General features: G+C 75.3%; 15 protein-coding genes. 2 read left to right on the forward strand and 13 right to left on the reverse strand.

Going from position 1 to position 22,189, the window contains the following annotated elements; translation table 11 throughout:
• Positions 1–4: 4 nt before the first annotated feature.
• The 9 genes from ACZ7C5_RS32925 to ACZ7C5_RS32965 form a co-directional block, all read right to left on the reverse strand.
• A complete protein-coding gene (locus ACZ7C5_RS32925; RefSeq protein ID WP_401091231.1) occupies positions 5–1,165 on the reverse strand; it encodes a GNAT family N-acetyltransferase in 1,161 nt (386 codons plus the stop codon).
• A complete protein-coding gene (locus ACZ7C5_RS32930; RefSeq protein WP_470324082.1) occupies positions 1,162–2,301 on the reverse strand; it encodes a YveK family protein in 1,140 nt (379 codons plus the stop codon). The genes ACZ7C5_RS32925 and ACZ7C5_RS32930 overlap by 4 nt, the downstream gene beginning before the upstream one ends.
• Positions 2,302–2,348: 47 nt before the next feature.
• Positions 2,349–3,464, reverse strand: a complete 1,116-nt coding sequence (locus ACZ7C5_RS32935; protein WP_401091227.1) for a glycosyltransferase — start codon at positions 3,462–3,464, stop codon at positions 2,349–2,351.
• On the reverse strand, positions 3,461–4,312 hold the full coding sequence (locus ACZ7C5_RS32940) for a polysaccharide deacetylase family protein (RefSeq protein WP_470324083.1): 852 nt from the start codon (positions 4,310–4,312) through the stop codon (positions 3,461–3,463). Before ACZ7C5_RS32940 ends, ACZ7C5_RS32935 begins: the two co-directional genes overlap by 4 nt.
• Positions 4,302–6,059 (reverse strand): lipid II flippase MurJ, encoded by a 1,758-nt coding sequence (locus ACZ7C5_RS32945; protein WP_470324084.1) that lies wholly within the window; start codon positions 6,057–6,059, stop codon positions 4,302–4,304. Before ACZ7C5_RS32945 ends, ACZ7C5_RS32940 begins: the two co-directional genes overlap by 11 nt.
• Positions 6,056–7,408, reverse strand: a complete 1,353-nt coding sequence (locus tag ACZ7C5_RS32950; RefSeq protein WP_470324085.1) for an O-antigen ligase family protein — start codon at positions 7,406–7,408, stop codon at positions 6,056–6,058. Before ACZ7C5_RS32950 ends, ACZ7C5_RS32945 begins: the two co-directional genes overlap by 4 nt.
• Positions 7,409–7,414: 6 nt before the next feature.
• A complete protein-coding gene (locus tag ACZ7C5_RS32955) occupies positions 7,415–8,938 on the reverse strand; it encodes a sugar transferase (protein ID WP_401091220.1) in 1,524 nt (507 codons plus the stop codon).
• Positions 8,939–9,379: 441 nt separating this feature from the next.
• Positions 9,380–10,534, reverse strand: coding sequence for a glycosyltransferase (locus tag ACZ7C5_RS32960; protein WP_401091218.1), 1,155 nt, complete (start codon positions 10,532–10,534; stop codon positions 9,380–9,382).
• A 302-nt stretch (positions 10,535–10,836) separates the two neighbouring features.
• Positions 10,837–11,277 (reverse strand): SRPBCC family protein, encoded by a 441-nt coding sequence (locus ACZ7C5_RS32965; protein ID WP_188299600.1) that lies wholly within the window; start codon positions 11,275–11,277, stop codon positions 10,837–10,839.
• A gap of 90 nt (positions 11,278–11,367) precedes the next feature.
• Here ACZ7C5_RS32965 and ACZ7C5_RS32970 point away from each other — a divergent pair, with 90 nt between their 5' ends.
• Positions 11,368–12,267 (forward strand): HipA family kinase, encoded by a 900-nt coding sequence (locus ACZ7C5_RS32970; RefSeq protein ID WP_401091214.1) that lies wholly within the window; start codon positions 11,368–11,370, stop codon positions 12,265–12,267.
• A gap of 189 nt (positions 12,268–12,456) precedes the next feature.
• Here ACZ7C5_RS32970 and ACZ7C5_RS32975 read toward each other — a convergent pair whose 3' ends face one another.
• The 4 genes from ACZ7C5_RS32975 to ACZ7C5_RS32990 form a co-directional block, all read right to left on the reverse strand.
• Positions 12,457–13,941 carry a S8 family peptidase gene (locus ACZ7C5_RS32975; protein WP_401091213.1) on the reverse strand — a complete coding sequence of 495 codons (1,485 nt, stop codon included), beginning with the start codon at positions 13,939–13,941 and terminating at the stop codon, positions 12,457–12,459.
• 346 nt (positions 13,942–14,287) lie between these two features.
• Positions 14,288–15,406 (reverse strand): amidohydrolase family protein, encoded by a 1,119-nt coding sequence (locus ACZ7C5_RS32980; protein ID WP_470324086.1) that lies wholly within the window; start codon positions 15,404–15,406, stop codon positions 14,288–14,290.
• A 3-nt stretch (positions 15,407–15,409) separates the two neighbouring features.
• On the reverse strand, positions 15,410–16,891 hold the full coding sequence (locus tag ACZ7C5_RS32985) for a type I glutamate--ammonia ligase (protein ID WP_470324087.1): 1,482 nt from the start codon (positions 16,889–16,891) through the stop codon (positions 15,410–15,412).
• 77 nt (positions 16,892–16,968) lie between these two features.
• A complete protein-coding gene (locus ACZ7C5_RS32990) occupies positions 16,969–19,722 on the reverse strand; it encodes an MXAN_6230/SCO0854 family RING domain-containing protein (protein WP_470324088.1) in 2,754 nt (917 codons plus the stop codon).
• Positions 19,723–20,318: 596 nt separating this feature from the next.
• On the opposite strand from ACZ7C5_RS32990, the gene ACZ7C5_RS32995 reads away from it, so the two are divergent.
• Complete coding sequence (locus ACZ7C5_RS32995) at positions 20,319–22,094, forward strand: 3-hydroxyacyl-CoA dehydrogenase family protein (RefSeq protein WP_401091206.1); 1,776 nt, start codon at positions 20,319–20,321, stop codon at positions 22,092–22,094.
• The last annotated feature ends 95 nt before the right edge of the window (positions 22,095–22,189 follow it).

The following is a 22,189-nucleotide window of genomic DNA, read 5'->3' on the forward strand; positions in this document are numbered from 1 at the left end:
GCGGTCAGCTGCGGCGGCGGGCCAGCAGCGCCTCCTTGAGCCGGGGGAAGCGGGTGCGCAGCTGGTGCGCCGCCGCCTGCCGGGTGCGCACCGCCCCGGCCCGGGCGGCGGCCGCCGGGGCCGCCCCCACCGGGCCGAGCAGCAGCCGCTGGTTGGACAGCCGGTCCGGCCGCCAGCGCTGCTTGTACGGCTCCTGGCCGCGCAGCAGGCCGAGCACCGGGACGCCCGCGCCGACCGTCTCGTCCAGTGCGGCGCTGAACAGCAGCCCGGCGATGTCCAGTCGCTCGCGCAGCACCGGGTGCGCGCCGTACATGTACAGCCCGCCGAAGGACGGGCAGAGCAGCAGCAGGTTCACCGCGACGAGCTGGCCGTCCAGGTGGAACCGGTGGACGGTGGCCTTGCCGGCGGCGACCAGACCGGTGGTGGAATCGGCCAGGTGCCGGGAGAACCGCTCGGTGCGGTGCTCGGGGGTGACACCGCGCGCCTGCCACTGCAGGAAGTGCAGCCGCAGCAGACTCTCCAGGGCCTGCGGCACCTCGGCCGCCGGGGTCGTGCTGACCGTCACCCCGGCCTCGGCGATCTTGCGGAGCTTCACCCGGCTGCGCTGGGCGGTCTTGCCGGGCACCCGCTTGAGCAGTCGCTCCATCGACACGGCCGGCAGGTACTGGCAGAGCGAGTCCTGGTGACGGCGGCGGCTGCCGCGCCAGTGCTGGTACACCCGCTGCACCGCCGCGTCGGGGTGCACCTCGCGCAGCTCCAGCCAGTGCCAGGGGCGGGTGAGCGGGAGGGTGGCGGCGAACTCGGCGGCGGCCCGGTCGGCGAACTCGTCGTCGAGCAGGACGTCGGTGTAGTCGATCAGCCCGCCGCCGAGGCCGGTCAGGCCGCCGAGCGGTCCGCCGCGGCGCAGGAAGGCGCCCGCGCCGACCAGCCGGCCGCCCCGGCGGACCAGCACCACGAGCAGGCTGCCCGGGCGGCCGTAGTGGCGCCACCAGGAGCGCTGCCAGGCGGCGGCCTGGAAGAAGGTGGCGGTCCGACAGCGGGCGGCCAGGTCGTCCCACTCCTCGGCGAGGGTGTCCAGGGCGTCGTCCTCGCGCCGCAGCTCGGTGGTCCAGGACGGCGCGGTCGACTGGGTGGGCAGGCTGCTTCTGCGGGTCTCGGTGCTCATCGGCCGCTCCCGGCCGGGGTCTTGGCCTGGGCGACGGACTGCTGCGGCACTGCGGGCTGCTTCGCCGTCGCGGGCGGCTCCTCGGCGGGGGCCTGCCCCGCGGCCGGGGGCTGCTCCGCCGCGGCGGGTTCGGCAGCGGGCTTCTCGTCGCCCTGGGGGTCGGCCTGGCCGTCGGTCTTCTCGCCCGCCTTCTCGTCGGCCTTCTCGTCGGCCTTCACGCCCGCGGCCCCGGACTTCGTCCTGGCCTTGGTCTTGGCCTCGGCCCCGGCCTTGGGCTCGGCCTCCCTCTCCGGCTTGGCCTCCGTCTTGGTCTCCACCTCGGTCTTGGCCTCGGTCTTGGCCTCGGTCCCCGTCTTGGTCTCCACCTCGGCTTTGGCCTCGGTCTTGGTCTCGGCCTTGGCCTTGGCCTCGTCCTTGGCCTCGGGCGTGACCCCGGCCTTGGGCTCGGACTTGGCCGGCTCCTCGCCGCGCGGGCGCGGCGGCGTGGGCGACGCGGCCGGCGTGGAGGCGGCGGGGACGCGCGCTGCCGGCGCGGCCTGCGGCGTTCCGGGGCTCGCGGCGGCCTCCGGCGTCCCGGCGCCACCGCGACGGCGGGTCATCATCACCAGCGCGCCCACCAGCAGCCCGGCCGCGCCGCCGACCGCGACGTCCAGCTTCCCCGAGGGCGTGGTCGGCTTGTCCGGCGCGGCGGCCGGGGCCAGCGTCACCAGCCGGACGTTGGTGTCCTTGCTGCTGGAGTTGGCGAAGGTGACCAGCGAGCGGGCCACCGCGTCGGCGGTCCTGGCGGCCTCCTGGGGGCGCTGCCCGGTGCCGGTGATCTCGATCATCGGGGCGTCCGGGGAGGTCGTCCCGTGCACCAGCGACGCCAGCTGGGACCGGGTGTGGCCGGTCTCGGCGGCCGCCACCGCGAGTACCTGCGGCTGACCGGCCAGCCGGCCGTACGCCTGGGCGAAGTTGGTCGCGAGCGCGGCCTCCCCGGGGATCTGCGCGACCACGAGGACGTAGGCGTTGGCGGCGTACGACGGGTGCGCCGCGACGGCGTACCCGGCGCCGGCCGCGGCGCCCAGCGGAACCGCGAGCACCACCGGCCACCAGCGGCGGACCAGGCGGCGGGCGCTTCGGCGCGGTGTGGTCATGGGTTGGCTCCTTGGGTCTGGTACGGCGTTCCGGCGGTGGCGGGCGGTCAGCCGCGGGCCAGCCGGTCGTAGAGGGCGCCCAGGTCGGCGGCGACCCGGGCGATGTCGTAGTGGCCGACGGCCGGGGGGTGCGGCAGCGGGTCGGCGGTGTGTTCGCTGAGCGGCCGCAGGTCGCGCAGCGCGGCGGCGTAGGCGGCGGGCTCGGAGGGGACGCGGCGGGCCTGCGGGGCGGCGCTGGGCGGCAGTTCGTCGAGCGCCGGGCACGCGCTGTGCCGTACCGGCAGCCCGGCCGCGAGACCCTCCAGGACGCCGAGGCCGAAGGTCTCCGCGGTGGAGGGGGCGGCCAGCACGTCGATGGCGGCCAGCAGTTCGGGCACGTCGTCGCGTTCGCCGGTGAGCACCAGCCGCTCCCGCACGCCGAGTTCGCCGGCCCTGCGCTCCAGCGCGGCGCGCTCGGGGCCCTCGCCGACCAGCACCAGCCGGGTGCCCGGGTCGAGGTCGGCGAGCGCCTCGACCAGCACGTCGAAGCGCTTACCCGGGACCAGTCGGCCCACCCCGCCGACCACCCAGCTTCCGTGCGGCAGGCCGAGTTCGGCCCGCAGCCGGCGGCGTACGGCGGCCCGCTCGGCGGGCGGGAGGCGGTAGCGGGAGGTGTCGACGCCGTTCGGGATCAGCTCGATCCTGGCCGGCGGGACGCCCCAGGAGCGCAGCGTCTGGGCGACCTGGCGGGAGACCGCGACGGTGGTGCTGCCGAGCCGCTCGGCCGCCAGGTAGAGGCCCTTGACGCCGCGGGTGACCGGGCGGCCCTCGATCTCCCCGGCGTGCAGCGAGTGCTCGGTGGAGACCACCGCGCGCACCCCGGCCAGCCGCGCGGCCGACCGGCCGTACACCTGTGCCCGGTAGAGGTGGGTGTGCACCAGGTCGTAGTGGCCGGCCCGGACCAGCCGGACCAGCCGGGGCAGTGCGCCCAGGTCCCGGTTGCCGCGCATGCCGAGGTGGTGGACGGTGACGCCGTCGGCGCGCAGCGCGGCGGCGACCGTGCCGGGGTTGGTCAGGGCGAGCACCTCGCACTGCTGGTGCGCCGGCAGGTGCCGCAGCAGCAGGTGGAGTTGCCGCTCGGCGCCGCCGGCGGCCAGGCCCGTGACGATGTGCAGCACTCTCACGGCCGGCGCTCCCGACGGCCTCGGCGCAGCTCGGTGACAGCGTCGCGCAGCCGGTGCCGGCCCTGTTTGGCGCGCAGCCGCCAGGCGCCGTCGCGGTCGCCGACGTAGCAGCGGGGCAGGGCGAAGCGGCCGGTGAGCGGGGAGTGCGCGATGGCGCAGGCGTAGTCGTACCCGGCGTCGCGCACGGCCAGGGCGGCGGGGAGGTCGACGGCGCCGTACGGGTAGCAGAAGCCGGTGACGGGGCCGCCGACGGCCTCCTCCAGCAGGCGCCGGCTCTCCCCGGCCTGGGTGGCGAGGGCCTCGGCCGGCAGTCCGGGCAGTGCCTCGTGGCCGAGGCCGTGCGAGCCGATCTCCCAGCCGGCGGCGGCGAGTTCGGTGACCTCCCGGACGGTGAGCAGCTTCTTGCGCGGCCCTTCGGCGTCCCAGTCGTTGTCCCGGCCGAGCAGGTCGGCGACCACGTACGCGGTGGCGGTGAAGCCGTACGCCTGGAGGATCGGCACCGCGTACCGGGCGAAGTCGGCGTAGCCGTCGTCGAAGGTCAGGCCGACCAGCCCGTCGTCCCGGCCGAGGGCGCGGGCCCGCATCAGTTCGCGGACCGAGACGCCGTGCCGGCCGCTCCGGTGCAGCCAGGCGATCTGTTCGGCGAACCGCTCGGGGCTGACGGTGAGCCGGTAGGGGTCCTCCTTCTCGACCGCCACCGAGTGGTACATCAGGATCCACGGTGAGGCGGCGCCCGGGATCGGCGGTTCGTCGGCCGGGCGGCGGTCCCTGGGCGGTCGTGCCCGGTGCGGTGGTGCGTTGCCGACGCTCGCCCGGGCCGAACGGACGGTTCCCCGTTCATTGTCCATGGGGACGCTTCCCTTCTTCGGCGACGGTTGGCGGGTTGCGGACGGGCCTCAGGGCCCGGGTGACGGCGAGGACCGGGCCGCGCACCTCGCGGGCGCCGAACCCGGTGCCGAGGGCGGCGAAGGCCAGCGCGACGACGAGGCCTCCGAGGAGGGTCGAGAACAGGGGGTCGGCGGCCAGTCCGGCGGCGGCGGTGCCGAGCACGGTGGCGCCGCCGGCAGCGGCCACCAGCCGTCCGTGGCCGCCGAGCACCAGGCGCAGCCGCAGCGGGATGCCGCGCAGCACCAGGCCGTGCAGCAGCAGGGCGGCGGCGGCGGTGATGCCGGCCGCGTTGCCGGCGGCGAGCCCGAGGGCGCCGAAGCCCGGTGTGGCGAGCAGGCCGGTGGTGACGGTGACGCCGAGGCCGAGCACCATCGCGGCGGCCGGGTACCAGTCCAGCAGCCGGCGGCGGCCGTCCTCGGGGCCCGGGTCGTCGGCCCTGCGGACCACCGGGCACAGCGAGAAGTACGGTCGGATCATCACGCCGATCAGCGCCTGGGCGGGCAGGCCGACGCTGTACACCCGGATGACGTCGGCGGTGGCGGCGGTGTCGTGCGGGCCGAAGGCGCCGCGCTCGAAGAGCAGCGAGACCACCGAGGGGGCGCAGGCCATCAGGAAGGCGGTGCCGAACAGGACGACGGCGGCCGCCTGGCCGAGGTCCTTCTCCACCCGGTCACGGGCGGCGGTGAGGTCCCCGGCGGCGAGCGCCCGGGCGACCAGCGGGAAGGTGACGGTGCAGATCAGGATGCCCGCCGTCATGGCGAGCTGGGAGACCTTGGCGGCGTAGTTGAGGTGCGAGATGGTGCCGGGGGGCAGCGCCGAGCCTAGGTAGCGCTCGACGAACACCTGGGACTGCCGGGTGAGGGTGAAGGCCGCCACCGGCAGCAGCGCGAGCGGCATCAGCACCAGGGCCCGGCGCGAGCGGCGGCCGCGGCCGGTGCCCTGCCCGCCCGGAGTGCCCTGGCGCAGCCGGCGCAGGAACGGGCCGACCAGCAGACCGGCCATCAGCAGGCTGCCGACCGCGACGCCGAGGGCGGCGGAGCGCACCCCGAGGAAGGAGTGCAGGCCGAGCAGGACGGCGAGGATGCCGAGGTTGTACGCGACGTAGATGCCGGCCGGGGCGGTGAAGCGGTGGTGGGCGCGCAGCGCGGCGGCCAGGTAGCCGGCCATGCCGAAGGGCAGCACGGTGATCGCGGTGATCCGGGTGCAGGTGACGGCCAGTCCTGGGTCGGTGAGGCCGGGGGCGAGCAGTGCGACCAGTCCGGGGGCGCCGAGGGCGGCGGCCAGGGCGAGGCCGCTGAGCGCGATCAGCAGCCAGGGCAGGGTGGCGCGGACCAGTTGGCGGACCGGGTCGGGGGCGTCCGGGTCCTCCTCGCGCAGCACCAGGGCGAGGGCGAAGGCGGGCACCATGAGGAAGGACATGGCGTCCTCGATCAGCAGCGGTGCGGCGGTCTCGGGGACGGTCCAGGCGACCAGGAAGGCGTCGGTGCCCTGGTTGGCGCCGAAGTAGCGGGCCAGCAGGAGGTCGCGCAGCAGGCCGAGGCCGGAGCCGGCGGCGCTGAGCACGGCGGTGATGCCGAAGGCCTTGGCGAGGAAGCCGCGCCGGGGGGGCTGCTGGGGCGCGGCGGCCGGGCCCTCCCCGGGGGCCGCGTTGCCGCGGGGGGCCGGGAGGCCGGTGGCGAGGGGGGCCGGCGGCTGGTCGGTGGTCACCGGGCAGCCTCCACGGTGGCCCGCTCTCCGCCGGGTGGCCCGGGGTGGGGATCCCCTGCGGCGGCGCGGGCGGCGAGGCCGAGGACGACGGAGGTCAGCACGGTGGTGGTGCCGCCGATGTCGGCGTACAGGAAGTCGATCAGCACCCAGGAGAGCAGGGCGAGCGCGGCGAGCCCGGGGCCGCGACGGTGGCGCAGGCAGCCGAGCAGAAGAGTGAGGAAGAGCGCGGCGTAGGCGCTGATGCCGATCAGGCCCTGCTCGCTGAGCACCAGGAGGTACATGTTGTGCGGGGAGAGCAGCGGCTCGCGCTGGAAGCCGATGGTGGCGTCGGCGGCGTCGCTGCCGGAGGACAGCCGCAACGGGGCGTGGCTGTCGCGCAGTTGCTGGAAGGCCTTGGGCCCGGCGCCGTGCACGGGGTGGTCCTGCCAGATCCGGCCGGCCGTGGCCCACAGGTCGTAGCGGTCGGAGACCGACTGGTCGGGGGCGGCGGAGACGGAGCCGATCGAGCTGAGCCGCTTGGTGACGCCGGAGCCGCCGAGGCCGAGGCCGCCGACCAGGACGACCGCGGCGGCCAGGCCGAGGACGGCGCCGCGCACCAGCAGCCGGGCGTCGGCGCGCAGCAGCAGCACGGTGGCGGCGAGGCCGGTGGCGATCCAGCTGCCGCGGCTGAAGGAGACGGCCAGCGGGAAGGCGAGGAAGGCGGCGGCGGCGAACATCGCGCGGCGCAGCCGGACGTCGCCGCCCGGCCCTCGCTCGCCGAGGGCCAGGGCGAGGGCGGCGAGCAGCCCGTAGCTGACCACGCTGGACATCGCCATGATGTCGAGCGCGCCGAAGGTGCCGACGGCCCTGATCGGCTGGCCGGTGTAGGAGGCGCCGGTGTGGGTGAGGTACTGCTTCGCGCCGACCACGCCCTGGACCAGCGCGGCGAGCACGAAGGAGCCGAGGACCAGGCGCTGGTCGGTGCGGTCGCGCAGCGAGCAGAGCACGGCGGCCGGGACCAGGACGAACACCTGGGTGAGCCGGACGAAGCCGGTGACGCCGGCGGCGGGGTCGATCGAGCCGACGGTGGCGACGGCGGCGGCGACCACGACGGCGCCGAACAGCGCGCAGGTGGTGCGGTCGATCGCGGGCAGCCGTCCGCGCAGCAGGTTGAGCACGGTGAGGGCGACCAGGGCCAGCGAGGCGAGGTCGGCGGCGGTGACGTGGACGGCGGCGGCGACGTCCTTCTCTCCGGTGGGCACGCAGACCAGCAGGACGGTGACCGCTGCCAGGCCACTGGTGCGGTCCGCGACCGCCGGGAGGGCCTTCCGTAAGACCGGGCGGGGGAAGGCGGGGAGGGTCAGGGCCACGCGGGGTCAGCTCCCGTCCGGGTGGAGCATCACGGCCGCGGTCCGGCACAGGATCTTGACGTCCTGCCAGAGGCTCCAGCTCTCGATGTAGCGGTTGTCGAACCTGGCCCGGTCCTCGATGGAGGTGTCCCCGCGCAGGCCGTTGACCTGGGCCAGGCCGGTGAGGCCGACCGGCACCCGGTGGCGGTCGGCGTACTCGGGGTGGGCCTGGCCGAACCGCATGACGAAGTACGGGCGTTCGGGGCGCGGGCCGACCAGGCTCATGTCGCCGCGCAGGATGTTCCACAGCTGCGGCAGCTCGTCCAGCGAGCTCTTGCGCAGCAGCCTGCCGACGGTGCCCATCCGGTGGTCCTGGGAGATGTTCCAGCGGGTGGCGGACTCGTGCTCGTTGCTCGGGCGCAGGGTGCGGAACTTGAGGACGGTGAAGACCCGGCCGTCCAGGCCGGTGCGCTGCTGGCGGAAGAGCACGCCGGGGCCGGTGTCGAAGCGGACGGCGAGGGCGCAGAGCACCAGGACGGGGGCGAGCAGCAGCAGGCCGGTGGCGGCGGCGGTGACGTCCAGGGCGCGCTTGACGGCCCAGCCGGGGCGGCGCGTCGCCGGGCGGCCGACCCGCAGACAGGGGAAGCCCCACAGGTGGTCGCCGCCGGTGACCGGGGTGGTGGGCAGCGAGCCGTACTCGCGCAGTGCGGGGACCAGCCAGACCTGGCAGCCGAGCCGGGCGGCGTCGCGCAGGGTGGCGGCGGTCTCGGCCTCGTCGGCGGCGCCGGCGGTGGCGATGACGTGCTGGACGCGGTGCCGGCGCACCTCGCGTTCCAGTACCTCGCGGCCGCCGAGCACGGGCAGGTCGGTGCCGCCGGGCAGCAGCGGCGGGTCGGCGTCGAGGAAGCCGACCGGGCGCATCCCGTACTCGCGGTGCTCGGACAGCGCGGTGGCGACCCGGCGGCCGAGCCGTCCGGCGCCGAGCACCAGGACGGGGCTGGGGTGGTTGCGGCGGAGCCGCCGGACCAGGTGGTAGAGGACGGCGCGGCCGGCGGCGGCGATCAGCAGCTGGGCGCCGAGCAGGGCGGTGAGCCGGGCGGGGCCGGCCGGGCCGCAGTCGGGCCAGTGGTCGCCGAGGCAGCTGGACAGAGTGACGGCGAAGGCGGTCGCGACCACGGCCCGGGCGGCCAGCGCGGGCAGTTCGTCCAGGACGGAGAGGCTGAGCCGGGAGCGGTAGAGGCCACCGGCCAGGTTGAGCAGGAGCAGCAGGGGCAGGAGGGCGGGGACGCCGAGCAGGGGGTCGAGCGGGGCGGCCGGGTCGACGGCCCGGTTGGCGATGCCGCCGGCGGAGCAGAGCGCGATGACGTCGGCCTGGACCAGGGCGAGCGACAGGGCCAGCCGGGAGCGGACCGCCCCGCGGGGCCGGCGGGGCGGCGTGACCGCCCGGGGGTACGTCGTCCCCGCCGGGCGGTCGAGCAGCCCCGTGCCGGGCCGGCGGGGGCCGGACAGGGGTCCACCCGCTCGCGGCACACTGTCGTGGTCAATGGTCATCAGCGCACGATCTCCCCTGCGGTGTGCCCGGGGTGACGGCGCCCCGGCACCGGCTGGCGCGGGGCGGCCGTCCCGGCCCGGTGGGCGCGGTCCTGACAGCACCTGCTGCCGCTGACGGCTTTCGGGCGTCCGGTGGCGGGGCCGATCGCGAATGGACCGATCACACAGGGACCGATCCCGAATGGAACGATCGCGAATGGGCCGGTCACGAAGGAATCGGTCACAACGGGCTCAGCCGAGAATTCCCGGCAAGAAATCCGAGCGAAGCAGGCAAAATCCGACAATACAGAACCAGGCCGTACAGTCCGGAAGTTGACTTGCCGTTTCATTCCAGCCGCCCATTAATAGGTATTTCGGATTTGACGCCTCGCCCCCGCGTCCGGTCGGGGGTGCGAATACGACAGCGCCGGAAACGGCGGGCATTCACGGCATGTGAAACGATCAGATCCGCTCTGGGACACGGGCCCGGCGCCGCCCCGCCGCCGGGCCGGCGCCCAGCAGGTGGCGGTAGAGGACGTCCACCTGTTCGACCACGGTCCGCACGTCGTGCCGGCCCGCCACGTGTTCGCGCAGCCGGGCACCACGCCGCTCACATTCGATCGGATCGGACAACGCGTCCCCCATTCGGGTGGCAAGCGCCCGTACGTCCTCGGGCGGGACCACCGCGTGCCCGAGCTCGGACGGCGGCAGGCACTCCCGGGCGCCGGACACGTCCGTCAGCAGCACCGGACGGGCGGCCGCCATCGCCTCCAGCGGGGCCAGCGCCATCCCCTCCCAGCGCGAGGGCAGCACCACCAGGTCGGCCGCCGCCAGCCACGGGCGCGGGTCCGGCACGTCCCCGACCAGCCGGATCCTGGCGGGCTCGGCGGTCCCCCGGACCAGCTCGGCCACCCGCTGCTCCTCGGGGCCGCCGCCGACCAGCGCCAGCCTGGCCCGCGGCACCCGGCGCAGCACCTCGGGCCAGGCGGCCAGCAGCACGTCCTGGCCCTTCTGCCGGCACAGCCGTCCGACGCACACCGCGAGCGGGGCGTCCAGGTCCAGGCCGAGCGCGATCCTGGCGGCGCGGCGGTCGGCGGGTGCGTAGTGGCGCACGTCCACACCGTTGGGCACCACCGCCCAGTCGGCGTGCAACCCCGCGGCCACGCCGTCGGCCCGCTCCTGGACGCTGACGCACAGCAGCCGGTGCGACCAGCGGGTGGCGAAGCGCTCCCAGCGCAGGGTGGCGGCGGCCAGCGAGCCGTCCACGGCGGCGAAGGACCAGGCGTGCGGCTGGAAGACGGTCGGCACCGCGCCGCGCACCGCGAGCCGGCCGGCCAGCCCGGCCTTGGCGCTGTGCAGGTGGACCACGTCGGGCCCGGCCGCCCGGACGATCCGGCGCAGCCGCCAGGCCTCGGCGGCCGTGCCGGGGCCCGGGGAGCGCCGGGCAGGCCAGTCCTGGACCAGCGCGCCCACCGCGGCGGCCTCCTCGGCCAGCCGCCCGCCGCGCGGGCAGGCGACCAGCACCCGGTGGCCGGCCTCCCGTTGGCCCCGGACCAGATCGGCGACGACGCGGGCGACCCCGCCGTCCACCGGTTGCGAAATGTGAAGGATCGTCATATGCACGGCGGCGAGCCTAGGGTGGCTCCCCCGTGCCGGGCGGCCCCCGTCACCCGCAGGTGGCGGTTCGGCCACCCGTACGGCTTTCGGCTCGTACGGGTGGCCGAGCTGCCCGAATCATCGAGCGATTCGATCGCCCTGACGGATTTACCCGCGTGAATCGCGCGGGCGGGGATTCCGTTGCCCGACGAGGCCCGCCGGAAGCCGGTGGCCCCGGCGGGCCTCGGTGAAACTCAGCGGGCCTCGGCAGGCCTCAACGGGCCGCATAGGCCTCAATGGGCCTCATCGGGCTCCCGCCGGCCTCAGCGGACTTCGTCGGCGAGGTTGGCCAGCACCTCGTCGTGGATCCGGTTGAGGCCCTTCGGGGCGAAGGTCCGCTCGAAGAAGCCGCCGATGCCGGTCGCGCCCTGCCAGGTGGCGGTCACGGTGACCTTGGCGCGGCCCTCGCCGACGGCGGCGACGGTCCAGGTGATCACCATGCTGGAGTTGGCGTCCTTCTCCACCAGGCGGTCGGGCTGGGGCGCCGAGACGGTGAAGAGGCAGTCGCGCACCCGCTTCTCGGTGGCCTGGAGCTTCCAGTGCACCTGGGTGCCGGCGCCGGTGCCGCCGACCCGCACCTCGTACTCGCTGTACTGCGCGGGCAGCAGCTTCGGGCGGGTCACCTGGTAGTCGGCCAGCGCCTCGTACACCCGCTCGGGCGCGGCGTCGTAGACCCGCTCGGTGGTGGCCTGCACCTGTCCCATGACCTTGCTCTCCTCGTGTGGTGGGTACGGTCTGTCCGGCAAGCCAATCACAGGGTCGCGCCCGCGACGCGGCGGGATAGGGTGGCCGGTGTGCTCGATCTGGTGACTGCTGTGCGCTACGTCGACCCGCTGCGGGCCGGCGGCTCCGTCCCCGGCGTGGTGGAGACCGACGACCTGGGCACGTACGTGGTCAAGTTCACCGGGGCCGCGCAGGGCCGCAAGGCGCTGATCGCCGAGGTGATCGTGGGCGAGCTGGCCCGGCGGCTGGGGCTGCGGGTGCCGGAGCTGCGGCTGGTCGACTTCGACCCGGCCGTCGCCGCGGACGAGCCGGACGCCGAGATCCAGGACATGCTCAAGGCCAGCTCCGGCCTCAACCTCGGGATGGACCTGCTGCCCGGAGCCCGCGACTTCCGGCCGGGGATGATCGCGGTCGACCCGGCCGAGGCCGGCCGGGTGGTCTGGCTGGACGCCCTGACCGGCAACGTCGACCGCACCGTGCACAACCCCAACCTGGTGGTCTGGCACGGGCGGCTCTGGCTGATCGACAACGGCGCCGCGCTGATCTTCCACCACCGCTGGGCGGGCGCCGGGGCGGCGGTCGGCAAGCGGTACGACCTCAGCGCGCACGCGCTCGGCGGCTCGGCCCCGGACGTCCGGCTGGCCGACGAGGAACTCGGGCCGCTGGTCACCGTGCCACTGCTGGAGGAGGTGCTGGCGCTGGTCCCGGACGAGTGGCTGGCCGACGAGCCGGGCTTCGACTCGGCGGACGCCGTCCGGCACGCCTACGTCGCCCACCTGGCCGCCAGGGTGGTGCTCTCCGGACAGTGGCTGCCGGAGGGCTTCGCCACACCCGAGCAGCTGCGCGAGGCGGAGCGGCGCCAGGCGGCCAGGACCCGGGCCGGGCGGCCCGCCTGGCTACAGGAGGTGCCGGACCTGCACGGCAAGCCGTCGGTGGAGACGGTCTGGGAGAACCACGTCGACGAGGGCTGACCGGGCCGGGCGGCCGTGGCCTCCCGGACGGTGGTGCTCCGGCATGTGGGCATCCCGGTGTGTCGGCATCCCGGTGTCCGTACGCCGGTGGGCTCCGGTGGGCTCCGGTGAGCGAACGCGGCCGGGGAGCGGGACCTCGTGGTCCCGCTCCCCGGCCCGGCTTGTTCGGATGTGTCCGCGGTCAGCGCGTCAGCGCCACCACTGGACCGACTTCTCGGCGTTGATCAGGCCGGCGCCGTAGAAGCCGTTGTCGTTCACGCCGCCCTCGCAGGTGGCCTTGTAGGCACCGGTGCCGCCCGGGTTGAACTCGCCGCTCGGGCACGGGACGGACTCGGCGTGGGTGGTCAGCATCTCGGTCAGCTCGTCCGGGCTGGCCCACGGGAAGGTGCTGGCGAGCAGCGCGACCACGCCGACGGCGTGCGGGGTGGCCATCGAGGTGCCCTGCATGTAACCGTACTTGCCACCGGGGAGGGTGGAGAGGATGCGGCCGTCCTTGTCCGGGGTGTTCGGCAGCTGGTAGCGGCGGTCGCCACCGGGCGCGGTGACGGACACGACGCCCTTGCCGTAGCTGGAGTAGTACGCCTTGACGCCCTCGGAGCCCACCGAGGAGACGGCGACGACGCCGGGCAGCTCGGTCGGCAGCGACAGGCAGTCGTTGGTGATCGGGCGGGTGCCGGGGGTGGTGTCGTCCGGGCTCGCCACGTCGACGGTCTTGTGCGCCAGGTCGATGTTCTCGTTGCCCGCGGCGGCGACGTTGAGGACGCCCTTGCGCTGCGAGAAGGCGACGGCCTTGCGGACGGCGTCCGAGATCGCGGCCTGGTCCTTGTCCGTCTTGCAGTTGAACATCCACGGGTCGACGAAGTAGCTGTTGTTCGTCACCTTGAAGCCGTGCTCGCCGGCCCAGACGAAGCCGCAGACCGCGCTCTCCGGGTAGATGAACCCGCCGTCGTCGACGACCTTGACGGCGGCCAGCTTCACGTTCGGCGCGACGCCGACGATGCCCTTGCCGTTCTTGGCGGCGGCGATGGTGCCGGCCACGTGGGTGCCGTGGTCACTGTTGGTCGGCTGCCAGGCCTTCCAGTCGGTGTTCGGCTTGCCGTCGATGCAGGAGACCGACTGCGCGGCGTCCACGTTGGCGGCGAGGTCCTCGTGGGTGGCGTCGATGCCGGAGTCCAGCACGCCGACGGTGACGTTGCGGCTGCCGGTCGAGATCTTGTGCGCCTTGTCCGCACCGATCTGACGCATGTCCCACTGGTAGGCGTCGTACGGCTCCTGGCCCGCGGCGGGCGCGGCGGCCGGCTCGGCGGCGACCTCGGCCTTGCCCTGGTCGGCCGCGACGATGCCCTTGGTGCGGCTGGCACCGACCGAGTCGACGCCCTTGGCCAGGCGCAGCTTCTCGGCGAACTTGGTGTCGTTCGAGCGGGCGATCACGACGCCGATCTGCTCGTACGACTGGACCACCGTGCCGCCGAGGCCGGCGACGGCCTTCTCGACCTTCTGCACCTGCCCGTGGTTGGCCTTGGTGTTGACGACGTAGCTGAGCAGCGGACCGGTCGTCGAGTCGGCCACGGGGGCCGCGACGGCGGTGCCGGCCGGCAGCGCCAGGGCGCCGGCGGTGGCGAGCACGAGGCCCACCGCCGCATACCGGGTGCGGCTGATCCGGGGAACTCTCATGGGGGTTGGCCTCCCGAGTCGTCAGGCGGCAGCTGCGGTTGGCAGGTGCACTGGGAATGACCGGGACGCTAATGAAGATTTACTGAAAAGCGCAAGGGGTAGTCATCTAATCGTCACATCTGAACCAAGAACAGGGGCTACCGGCCCTCGGAGTTCAACAAGGGCAACAGAGTTCCAGAGTGTTAAAAAGTGATGGTTCGCCGACGTGCGGCCGCGCCCGTCACACCGGGGTTCACACCGTGGTTCACGGCGTGCTTCGCAGCACGGTCCGCAGCGTGGTCCGCGCCGCGGTGACCAGCGAGGAGCCGGCGAGGGGGCAGCGGGGGGAGCAGCCCGGATCGCAGCGCTACAACGCGTACAACCGAAGCGCGTTGCCGGCTGCGATCTGCCGCGCCACCCGCTCGGCGTCGGCCGCGGCGCAGGCGCCGTCGGCCTGCCAGCTCGCCAGCACCCCATGCAGTCCGTGTCGGAACTGACAGGTGCCCACCAAATACAGTTCGGGCAACCCGTAGGCATCGGTGGAGAACAGCAATTTCCCGAACGGGGCCAGCTCCAGCATCTCGCCCAGCACTGCCGCCACCCGCGGACCGGTGTACGAGGCCGTCAGCCCGAGGTCGGTGTACACCGTCGGGAAGGCCTGGGCCAGCCAGGCGGCCTGCCGGTGGTACGGGTAGCCGTGCAGCAGCACCAGCGGGACGCCGCTGGGCTCGGCGGCGCGCACGAAGTCCGTCAGCAGCGACGGATCGGCCCCGTGCAGTGTGAGGTCGGGGTCGCCGAAGCCGGTGTGGAGCTGGAGCGGCAGACCCAGCCCGGCGCAGACGTCCACGGCCGTCCAGAGCAGGTGGTGCAGCAGCACCGGGTCGGTCAGCCGGCCGCTCCCGCCGCGCAGGTGGGCGCCGGCCGCGGCCACCACGGCCGTACGGTCCGGGCGTTCGGCGGGGGCCGCCAGGCCGTGCCGGTAGGCGAGCACCGACTTGACCGCGACGGCCCCGGCGGCGGCCGTCGCCAGCGCCTCGGCGACGGCCGCCGGCCAGGCCTCGGCGACGGCCGTCACCGTCTCGGCCACCGACTCCAGCCGGACCACCTCGTACACCGACGCCCCGGTGGCCTCGGCGAGTTCGGGCAGCGGCAGCAGCTCGTGGCCCGCGGCGGCGGTCAGCCCCGTGTCCACCAGGCAGATGTCCAGCCCGGCCGCCGCCAGCAGCCGCCGGGTGGCCTCGGGGGCGCCCAACTCCCGTCGCCGGGCCAGGTAGTCGGCCGCCGGGGCATGCGCCGGCAGGCCGAGCACGGGCGGGCACCAGCGCCGCACCGCCAGGCCCAGCGCGCTGTCGAAGGGCGAGCAACCGGGCGCGGGCGGACGGTCGGACTCGGTGAGCAGCCCGGCCAGGGCGTCGTCGGTGAGCTCGGCCGCCACCACGCTGTGGCAGTGGTGGTCGACCAGCGCGGGCTCCGCCGGCCGGGCCACCGCTCAGTACCGCCAGCGGGTCGCCGCGACCAACTCCTCGGGTGTGGCGGCGGCGTACTGCGCCTCCTCCGCCCGGCGCACCGCCAGCACCGCCTGGTGGAGCGGCTCGCCGAGCGTCTCGCGCAGCACCGCGGAACGCTCGTACGCGGCGATCGCCTCGGCTGGGCCCGCCGGCAGCCGGGGCACCGTGCCCGGCTCGGCGGCCGCCGGATCCCCGGTGAACTCCGGTGGCAGCGCGCGGCGCTGGTCCAGCCCGGCGAGGCCGGCCGCGATCACCCCGCCGACCGCCAGGTACGGGTTGGCGCTCGCGTCGAAGCACTTGACCTCGGCGTTGGCGGCGGCGGCCCGCTCCCCGGTGGAGCCGGTCACCAGGCGCAGCGCGGCCTCGCGGTTCTCCAGGCCCCAGCACTGGTAGGCGCCGGCCCAGTGCCGGGGGACCAGACGCAGGTACCCGGCGGGGCTGGAGCAGCCCAGCACCAGCAGTTCGGGCAGCGCGTCGAGCACCCCGGAGAGGAAGCCCTCGGCCTCGGCGGTCAGGCCGTGCGGACCCGGGCCGCCGTGGCCGAGGTTGCGGCCCTCCCGCCAGAGGCTGACGTGCAGGTGGCCGCCGTTGCCGACGCTGCCGGCCTCGACCACCGGGGCGAAGGAGACCCGCAGGCCGTGCCGGGCGGAGACGGCCCGGACGGTGTGCCGGACCAGGACGGAGGTGTCGGCGGCGGCGACCGGGCCCTCGGGGGCGACCGAGACCTCGAACTGGCCCGGGGCGTACTCGGGGTGGATCTGGAGGACGCTCAGCCCCTGCCGGCCGAGGGCGCGCAGCACGTCGCGCAGGTAGTCGGAGAGGTCGGTGAGCCGGTGCATCCCGTACGCCGGCCCGTGCGTCGGGTAGCGCGGCTCCTCCGGTGGCGCGCCGGCCAGGGCGACCGTCCACTCGACCTCGATGCCCGCCTTGAGGCTCAGGCCGCGCGCGGCCGCCGCGGCCTCGGCTCCCCGGGCGAACAGCCGCTGGCAGCCCGGGTGCGGGGCGCCGGCCTGGGTGTACCTGTCCCCCGGGGCCCAGGCCCAGCCGGGCTGGGCGGCCAGGGGGACGATCCGGTCGAGGTCCGGGTAGAGCCTGAGGTCCCCGGTGGGGCCGCCGATGATCGGGCTGGTGGTGATCGCGTCGTCGGCGAGGAACACGTCGAAGCAGGGGGCGGTGCCGACGCCCCACTGCGCGGCGTGCACCAGGCCGTCGAGCGGCACGGCCTTGACCCGGGTGATGCCGGCGTTGTCCACCCAGGTGACGGCGACGGCCTCGACGGCCTCGGTGCGCAGCCGGTCGGCGGCCTCCTCGGCGCGCCGGGCCCGCTCGCCGCGCGGTGGCAGCGCGACGGCCGCCGCGGTGCCGAACCGTTCGGCGGCGACGGGCCGTTCGGCGGCGGGCTGCTCGGCGGGACCGGGCGCGGTGGGGCCGGCGGTGGCGGTTCCGGTGGTTCCGGTGGTCATGTCCTCATGCTGCCCCGCCGACGGGGGCCGGGTAACTCCCCTATCGGGTGGTCCGCTTGGCCGCCCTGTTCACCCGTTCACTCGTTCGGGGCGAACCTGGCGGTCAACTCCCCCGCCGTGATCCGTTCCAGGGTGTCGGGGGCGGCGTCGGTCGGGCCAGGGTGGAGCCGGTAGAGCGTCCCGCGCACCCCCGCCGGGGCGGGCACGTCGGCGTGCACCAGGGCGGCGAACGCCCGGGCTCCGGTGAGGCGTTCGGCGATCAGCCGGGCGGTGTCGTCCGGCGGCCGCTCGGTGTGCCGGTCGCTCCGGCCGCCCGCCCGCAGCCGTTCGGCGAAGGCGGCCACCCGTTCGTCCGCGCCCCGGCGGTAGACGTCGAGTCCGCGGCCGGTCCGGTCGCGGACCAGCACCTCGTCGCTGCCGGCCGCGCCGACGGCGCAGGCGAGGTCCCACAGGGTGGCCCGGGTGCCGGGCGCGAAGTGGGCCGTGACGTCGGCGGCCAGTGCGCCGATCTCGGCGTGGTGCCGGGCGAGGTTGTGGAACCCGGCGGCGGCGCCCACGTCGAGGTCGGTCCAGGTGTGGCTGCGGGTCCCGAGGTCGACGATCATCGGCACGCGGATCCTGGCGCTCCCGGCGAGGTCGAACCGCTGGCGGACGCTCCCGGGGTGGAAGCCGCCGGTGCGCCGGCGGGTCGCCTCGGCAGGGGTCAGCGCCATGAACCCGGCGAAGGCCTCGGTGAGGTCCTCGAAGGGGACGTCGTTGTAGCTGAACACCACCACCACGGCGTACCGGGCACCGGCCTCGCCCAGCGCGGGCAGGTCGAGGTCGACGAACTCGGTGGCGCCGTGCGGCGGCGGGGCGCTGGTGTAGTCGCCGGAGTGGACGGCGGCGCGCGGCCCGGTGACCAGCCGGGTGTAGTCGCACAGGCCGGCGAACCGCCACTCCTCGTCGTAGAAGGCGACCGACAGGTCGAGGTCCACCCTCTGGTGCGGGCGCTGCATCCAGTGCAGGAAGAGCCGCAGCCGCTGCCCGTCCGGGAGGGGCTGCACGCTGCCGCGCGGCACCGCGACCAGGGTCCTGGCACTGGCGCGTTCGGCGAAGGGCACCACCAGGTCGGCCAGCGCGGCGTCCAGCACGGCCACCTCGTAGCGCTCCGCACCCCGGGCCGGCTCACCGGCCCGGCGCAGCAGTTCGGCCTCGATCAGGGCGCAGACGGGTGCGCTGAGCGCGGCCGGGACGGGCGTTCCCGGGTCGGCGCGGGCATGCGCCGAGGCGACCCGGCCGCGCGGGAAGTACAGCCGCCGCTCGCCGTACTCGCGCGGCGCGCGCAGCCGCCCGTACGCGCCGAGCAGCGGTCCCGGGGCGACCGCGCGCAGGGCGGCGGGCAGCGCCCCGGCGAGTTCGGCGGGCAGTGGCTCGTCGGGCAGCCAGGTGGCGTGCACCCGCAGCAGGTGGTGCAGCCGGCGCACCAGTTCGCCGGGGCGGCGGGCCAGCAGTCGGACGGCGGCGGGCAGGTCGCCCTGTCCGAGGGCCTGCTCGACCCGGGCGGCGAAGGTCTCCACGGTCAGCCGGGTGTGGCCACCGGGGGTCTCGCGCACCCGCAGCGGGGCGGGCGGCGCCTCGCGCAGCCACGGGCCGAGGCCGTGCAGGTCGAGGTCGCTCTGCCGGAGCACCGCGAACGCGGCCGCCGCGTACGGGAAGCGGGCGTGGTGCTCGTACGGGTGCAGCAGTTCGCCGGCCCGCAGCCAGGGCTCGCGGTGGCGGCGCAGGTCCTCGGCGAGGGTGCCGGCCGGGAACGCGTCCAGGACGGCGAGCAGTTCACGGCGCAGCGGGCGGGGCAGGTTGCGCAGTCGCAGGGTGCGGGCGGTCTCCGGCAGCAGGTCGGGTTCGGCGCCGGACCACGCCCAGATCAGCCGCAGCACGTCGGTGGCCGTGGTGAGGTGGGCGGCGAGCAGCGGCCGGGCGGTTTCCCGGTCGCGGTGCAGCAGGGCGGCCAGCACCGTGGCGCGGGTCTCCCGGACCGGGATCTCGGCGGGCAGCCAGCCGGCCGGGTCGGCGGGGGCGTGCCGGAGCAGCAGGGCGAGGTCCTCTCGGTCCTGCGGGCTCAGCGGGGTCTGCCGGGCGAGCATGGCGGCCAGCGCGTCGGACGCCAGTGCGTCGACGGCCGCCGCGTCAACGGCCAACGTGTCAACGGCAGCCGCGTCGGCGGGCCGGGCCAGGCGCAGCGGCTTGAGCTGCTGCCCGGGCCGCAGGCCCCGGGCGACGGCACGGGCGCCCTTGGTGTCGGGCGACAGGCGGGGCTCGCGCTCCAGCGGGGTGCCGCAGAGCGGGCAGTGGCGGCGGCCGTCGTCCTCGGCCAGTTCCTGGTAGCAGTCGCCGCAGAGCAGGTGGGCGCAGGGGGCGAGGGCGCCGATGCCGGCCTCCATGCTGTCGCGCTCGCAGAGCAGGCAGACCTGGCTCGGCTGGCAGAGCAGGTAGCCGCGGATGATCACGGAGTAGGAGACGTGCGCGTGCGAGGGCACGCCGTCGGGGAAGCGGCGGAAGAGCGGGTCGTGCCGGCGGTCGGCGCCGAGCAGCGCGTCGACCGCCCGCAGCAGCCGGGTGCCGGCCGTGGCGAGCTCGGCCGGGCGCAGCCGGCCGAGGGCGGCCCGCAGGTCGCGGGTGAGCACGTGGCCGCGCTCGGCCAGGTCGGTCTCCAGTGCGACCAGCCCCCGGGCCGTCCAGGGCTGCGGTTCGTCGGGCCCGGCTCCGGGCTCGACCAGGACCGTCCCGTGGCGGCGCAGCAGGTAGGCGTCCAGACCGGTCTCGGGCGCGGTGGCGCTCGGCTTCTTCACAGTTCTTCCCCCGGTGGATACGACGAAGCGGGGGCGGAGAGTGGGCGCACTCGGGTTCATTTTGGAGATGAGTGAGAAGGAAGCACGCCGCGGAGCCGCCCCCGCGTCGGTCACCCTAGCGAACGGCCGGGCCCGGGCCCGAACGGTTTTCCGCCCCCGTCCCGCGGGGCCTCCCGCCCCGCCCCCGAACGGTTTTCCGGCTCCGACCCCTTCCTACTCGCGAGTAGCCTCGCTACAGTGGCCGGACACGCACCACACCGCCGGGCTTCGGGAGCCGCACCGGCGGCAGGCCGCGGTCGCCGTTTCTCCGGCGCTCGCACGGTGCGCCTTCACCGGCAGGTGCCGCGGACCGCGGCGGGCCGGGTTCCTCCTCTCATTCAGGGTCGCTTCCTTCACCTTCGAGCGCCTGAACACCACGGCACATCCGCAGTTCGGCCGGAGCGGACCGGCGGCTGCCCGGGTGCGCCGACACCCCCGTCATCTCCCCAGCCCCCGCGCGTGGACCCTCCTCCGGCGGCTGCCGCCCCCGGCGTACGGGCGCGGCGGCGTGCCCGCCGGAGCACGCGCGGGCCCTTCATGACTAGGAGTCAGGACAGATGGAGCGTCCCTTCCCCACTGTCGCCGTCGTCGGCCTCGGCACGATGGGTGCCGGCGTCGCGGTGGCGGTCGCCAAGAGCGGCCGCCGGGTGATCGGCATCGAGGCCACCGAGGAATCGGCCGCCCGGGCGCTGGCCCGGATCAAGGAGGCCACCGCGCACGCGGTGCACCGCGAGCGGCTCACCACCGAGGAGCGCGCCGGACTGCTGGACCGGATCTCGGTCGGCCACGAGCTGGCGGCCGCCGCCGGGGCGGACCTGGTGATCGAGGAGGTGCCCGAGCAACTGGAACTGAAGCGGGAGGTCTTCGCCGAGCTGGACCGGATCTGCCCGGAGAGCACCGTGCTGGCCACCGGCACCACCGCGCTGTCGGTGACCCGGATCGCCGCCGCGACCGCCCGTCCGGAGCGGGTCCTCGGCCTGCACTTCTTCAACCCGGTGCACGGCATGAAGCTGGTCGAGGTGGTCCGCACCGTGCTGACCTCCGCGCGGACCGCCGAGGACGCCGCCGCCTTCGCCCGCGACCTGGGCAAGGAGCCGGTGGCGGCCGGCGACCGGGCCGGCTTCGTGGTGAACGGCCTGCTGTTCGCGTACCTGAACCAGGCCGCCGCGATGTTCGAGTCCAAGTACGCCTCGCGGGAGGACATCGACGCCGCGATGCGGCTCGGCTGCGGCCTGCCGATGGGACCGCTGGCGCTGCTCGACCTGATCGGCATCGACACCGCGCGCACCGTGCTGGAGGCGATGTACGAGCAGTCCAGGGACCGTCTGCACGCGCCCGCCCCGATCCTCGGCCAGCTGGTCGCGGCCGGACTGCTGGGCCGCAAGACCGGCCGCGGCTTCTACGCCTACGAGGCGCCGGGCTCGTCCAAGCCGGTGGACGCGGCGGCCGGGCCCGCGCTGCCGAAGGTGCCGGGCCGGGAGGTGCGCACCGTCGGCGTCTGCGGTTCGGGGACGATGGCCACCGGTATCGCCGAGGTGTTCGCCAAGGCCGGGCGCCCGGTGCTGCTGGCCGCCCGCAGCCGGGAGAAGGCCGAGCGGGCCAAGGCGCAGCTGGCGAAGTCGCTGGAGCGTTCGGTGGCCAAGGGCCGGCTGTCCGCCGAGGCCCGGGACGCCGCGCTGGCGCTGGTCACTCCGGTCGGCCGGTACGCCGAGCTGGCCGAGGTCGACCTGGTGGTCGAGGCGGTCGCCGAGGACCTGGCGGTCAAGCGGGAGCTGTTCGCCACCCTGGACGGGATCGTCAAGCCGGGCGCGGTGCTCGCCACCACCACCTCCTCGCTGCCGGTGATCAGCTGCGCGACCGCCACCTCGCGGCCGCAGGACGTGATCGGGATGCACTTCTTCAACCCCGCCCCGGCGATGAAGCTGGTCGAGGTGGTCTCCACCGTGCTGACCGCGCCGGACGTCACCGCGACCGTGCTGGCGCTGACGGCCGAGGTCCGCAAGCACCCGGTGGAGTGCGGCGACCGGGCCGGCTTCATCGTCAACGCGCTGCTCTTCCCCTATCTGAACGACGCGGTGCGGATGCTCCAGGAGCACTACGCGACGGTGGACGACATCGACACCGCGATGAAGCTCGGCTGCGGGTACCCGATGGGTCCGTTCGAGCTGCTGGACGTGGTCGGCCTGGACGTCTCGCTCACCATCGAGCAGGTGCTGCACCAGGAGTTCCGCGAGCCCGGGCTGGCCGCCGCACCGCTGCTGGAGCACCTGGTCGCGGCGGGCTGCCTGGGCCGCAAGACCGGCCGCGGCTTCCGCGACCACGCGCGCCGGTGACCACGCCGCAGGCCGGGGGCGGCCCGTACGAGGCACCGTACGAGACGCCGCGCGAGAGCCCGTACGGGGTGTCGTACGGGCCGTCGCGCGGGGCG

Source organism: Kitasatospora sp. NPDC036993, from assembly GCF_055607525.1.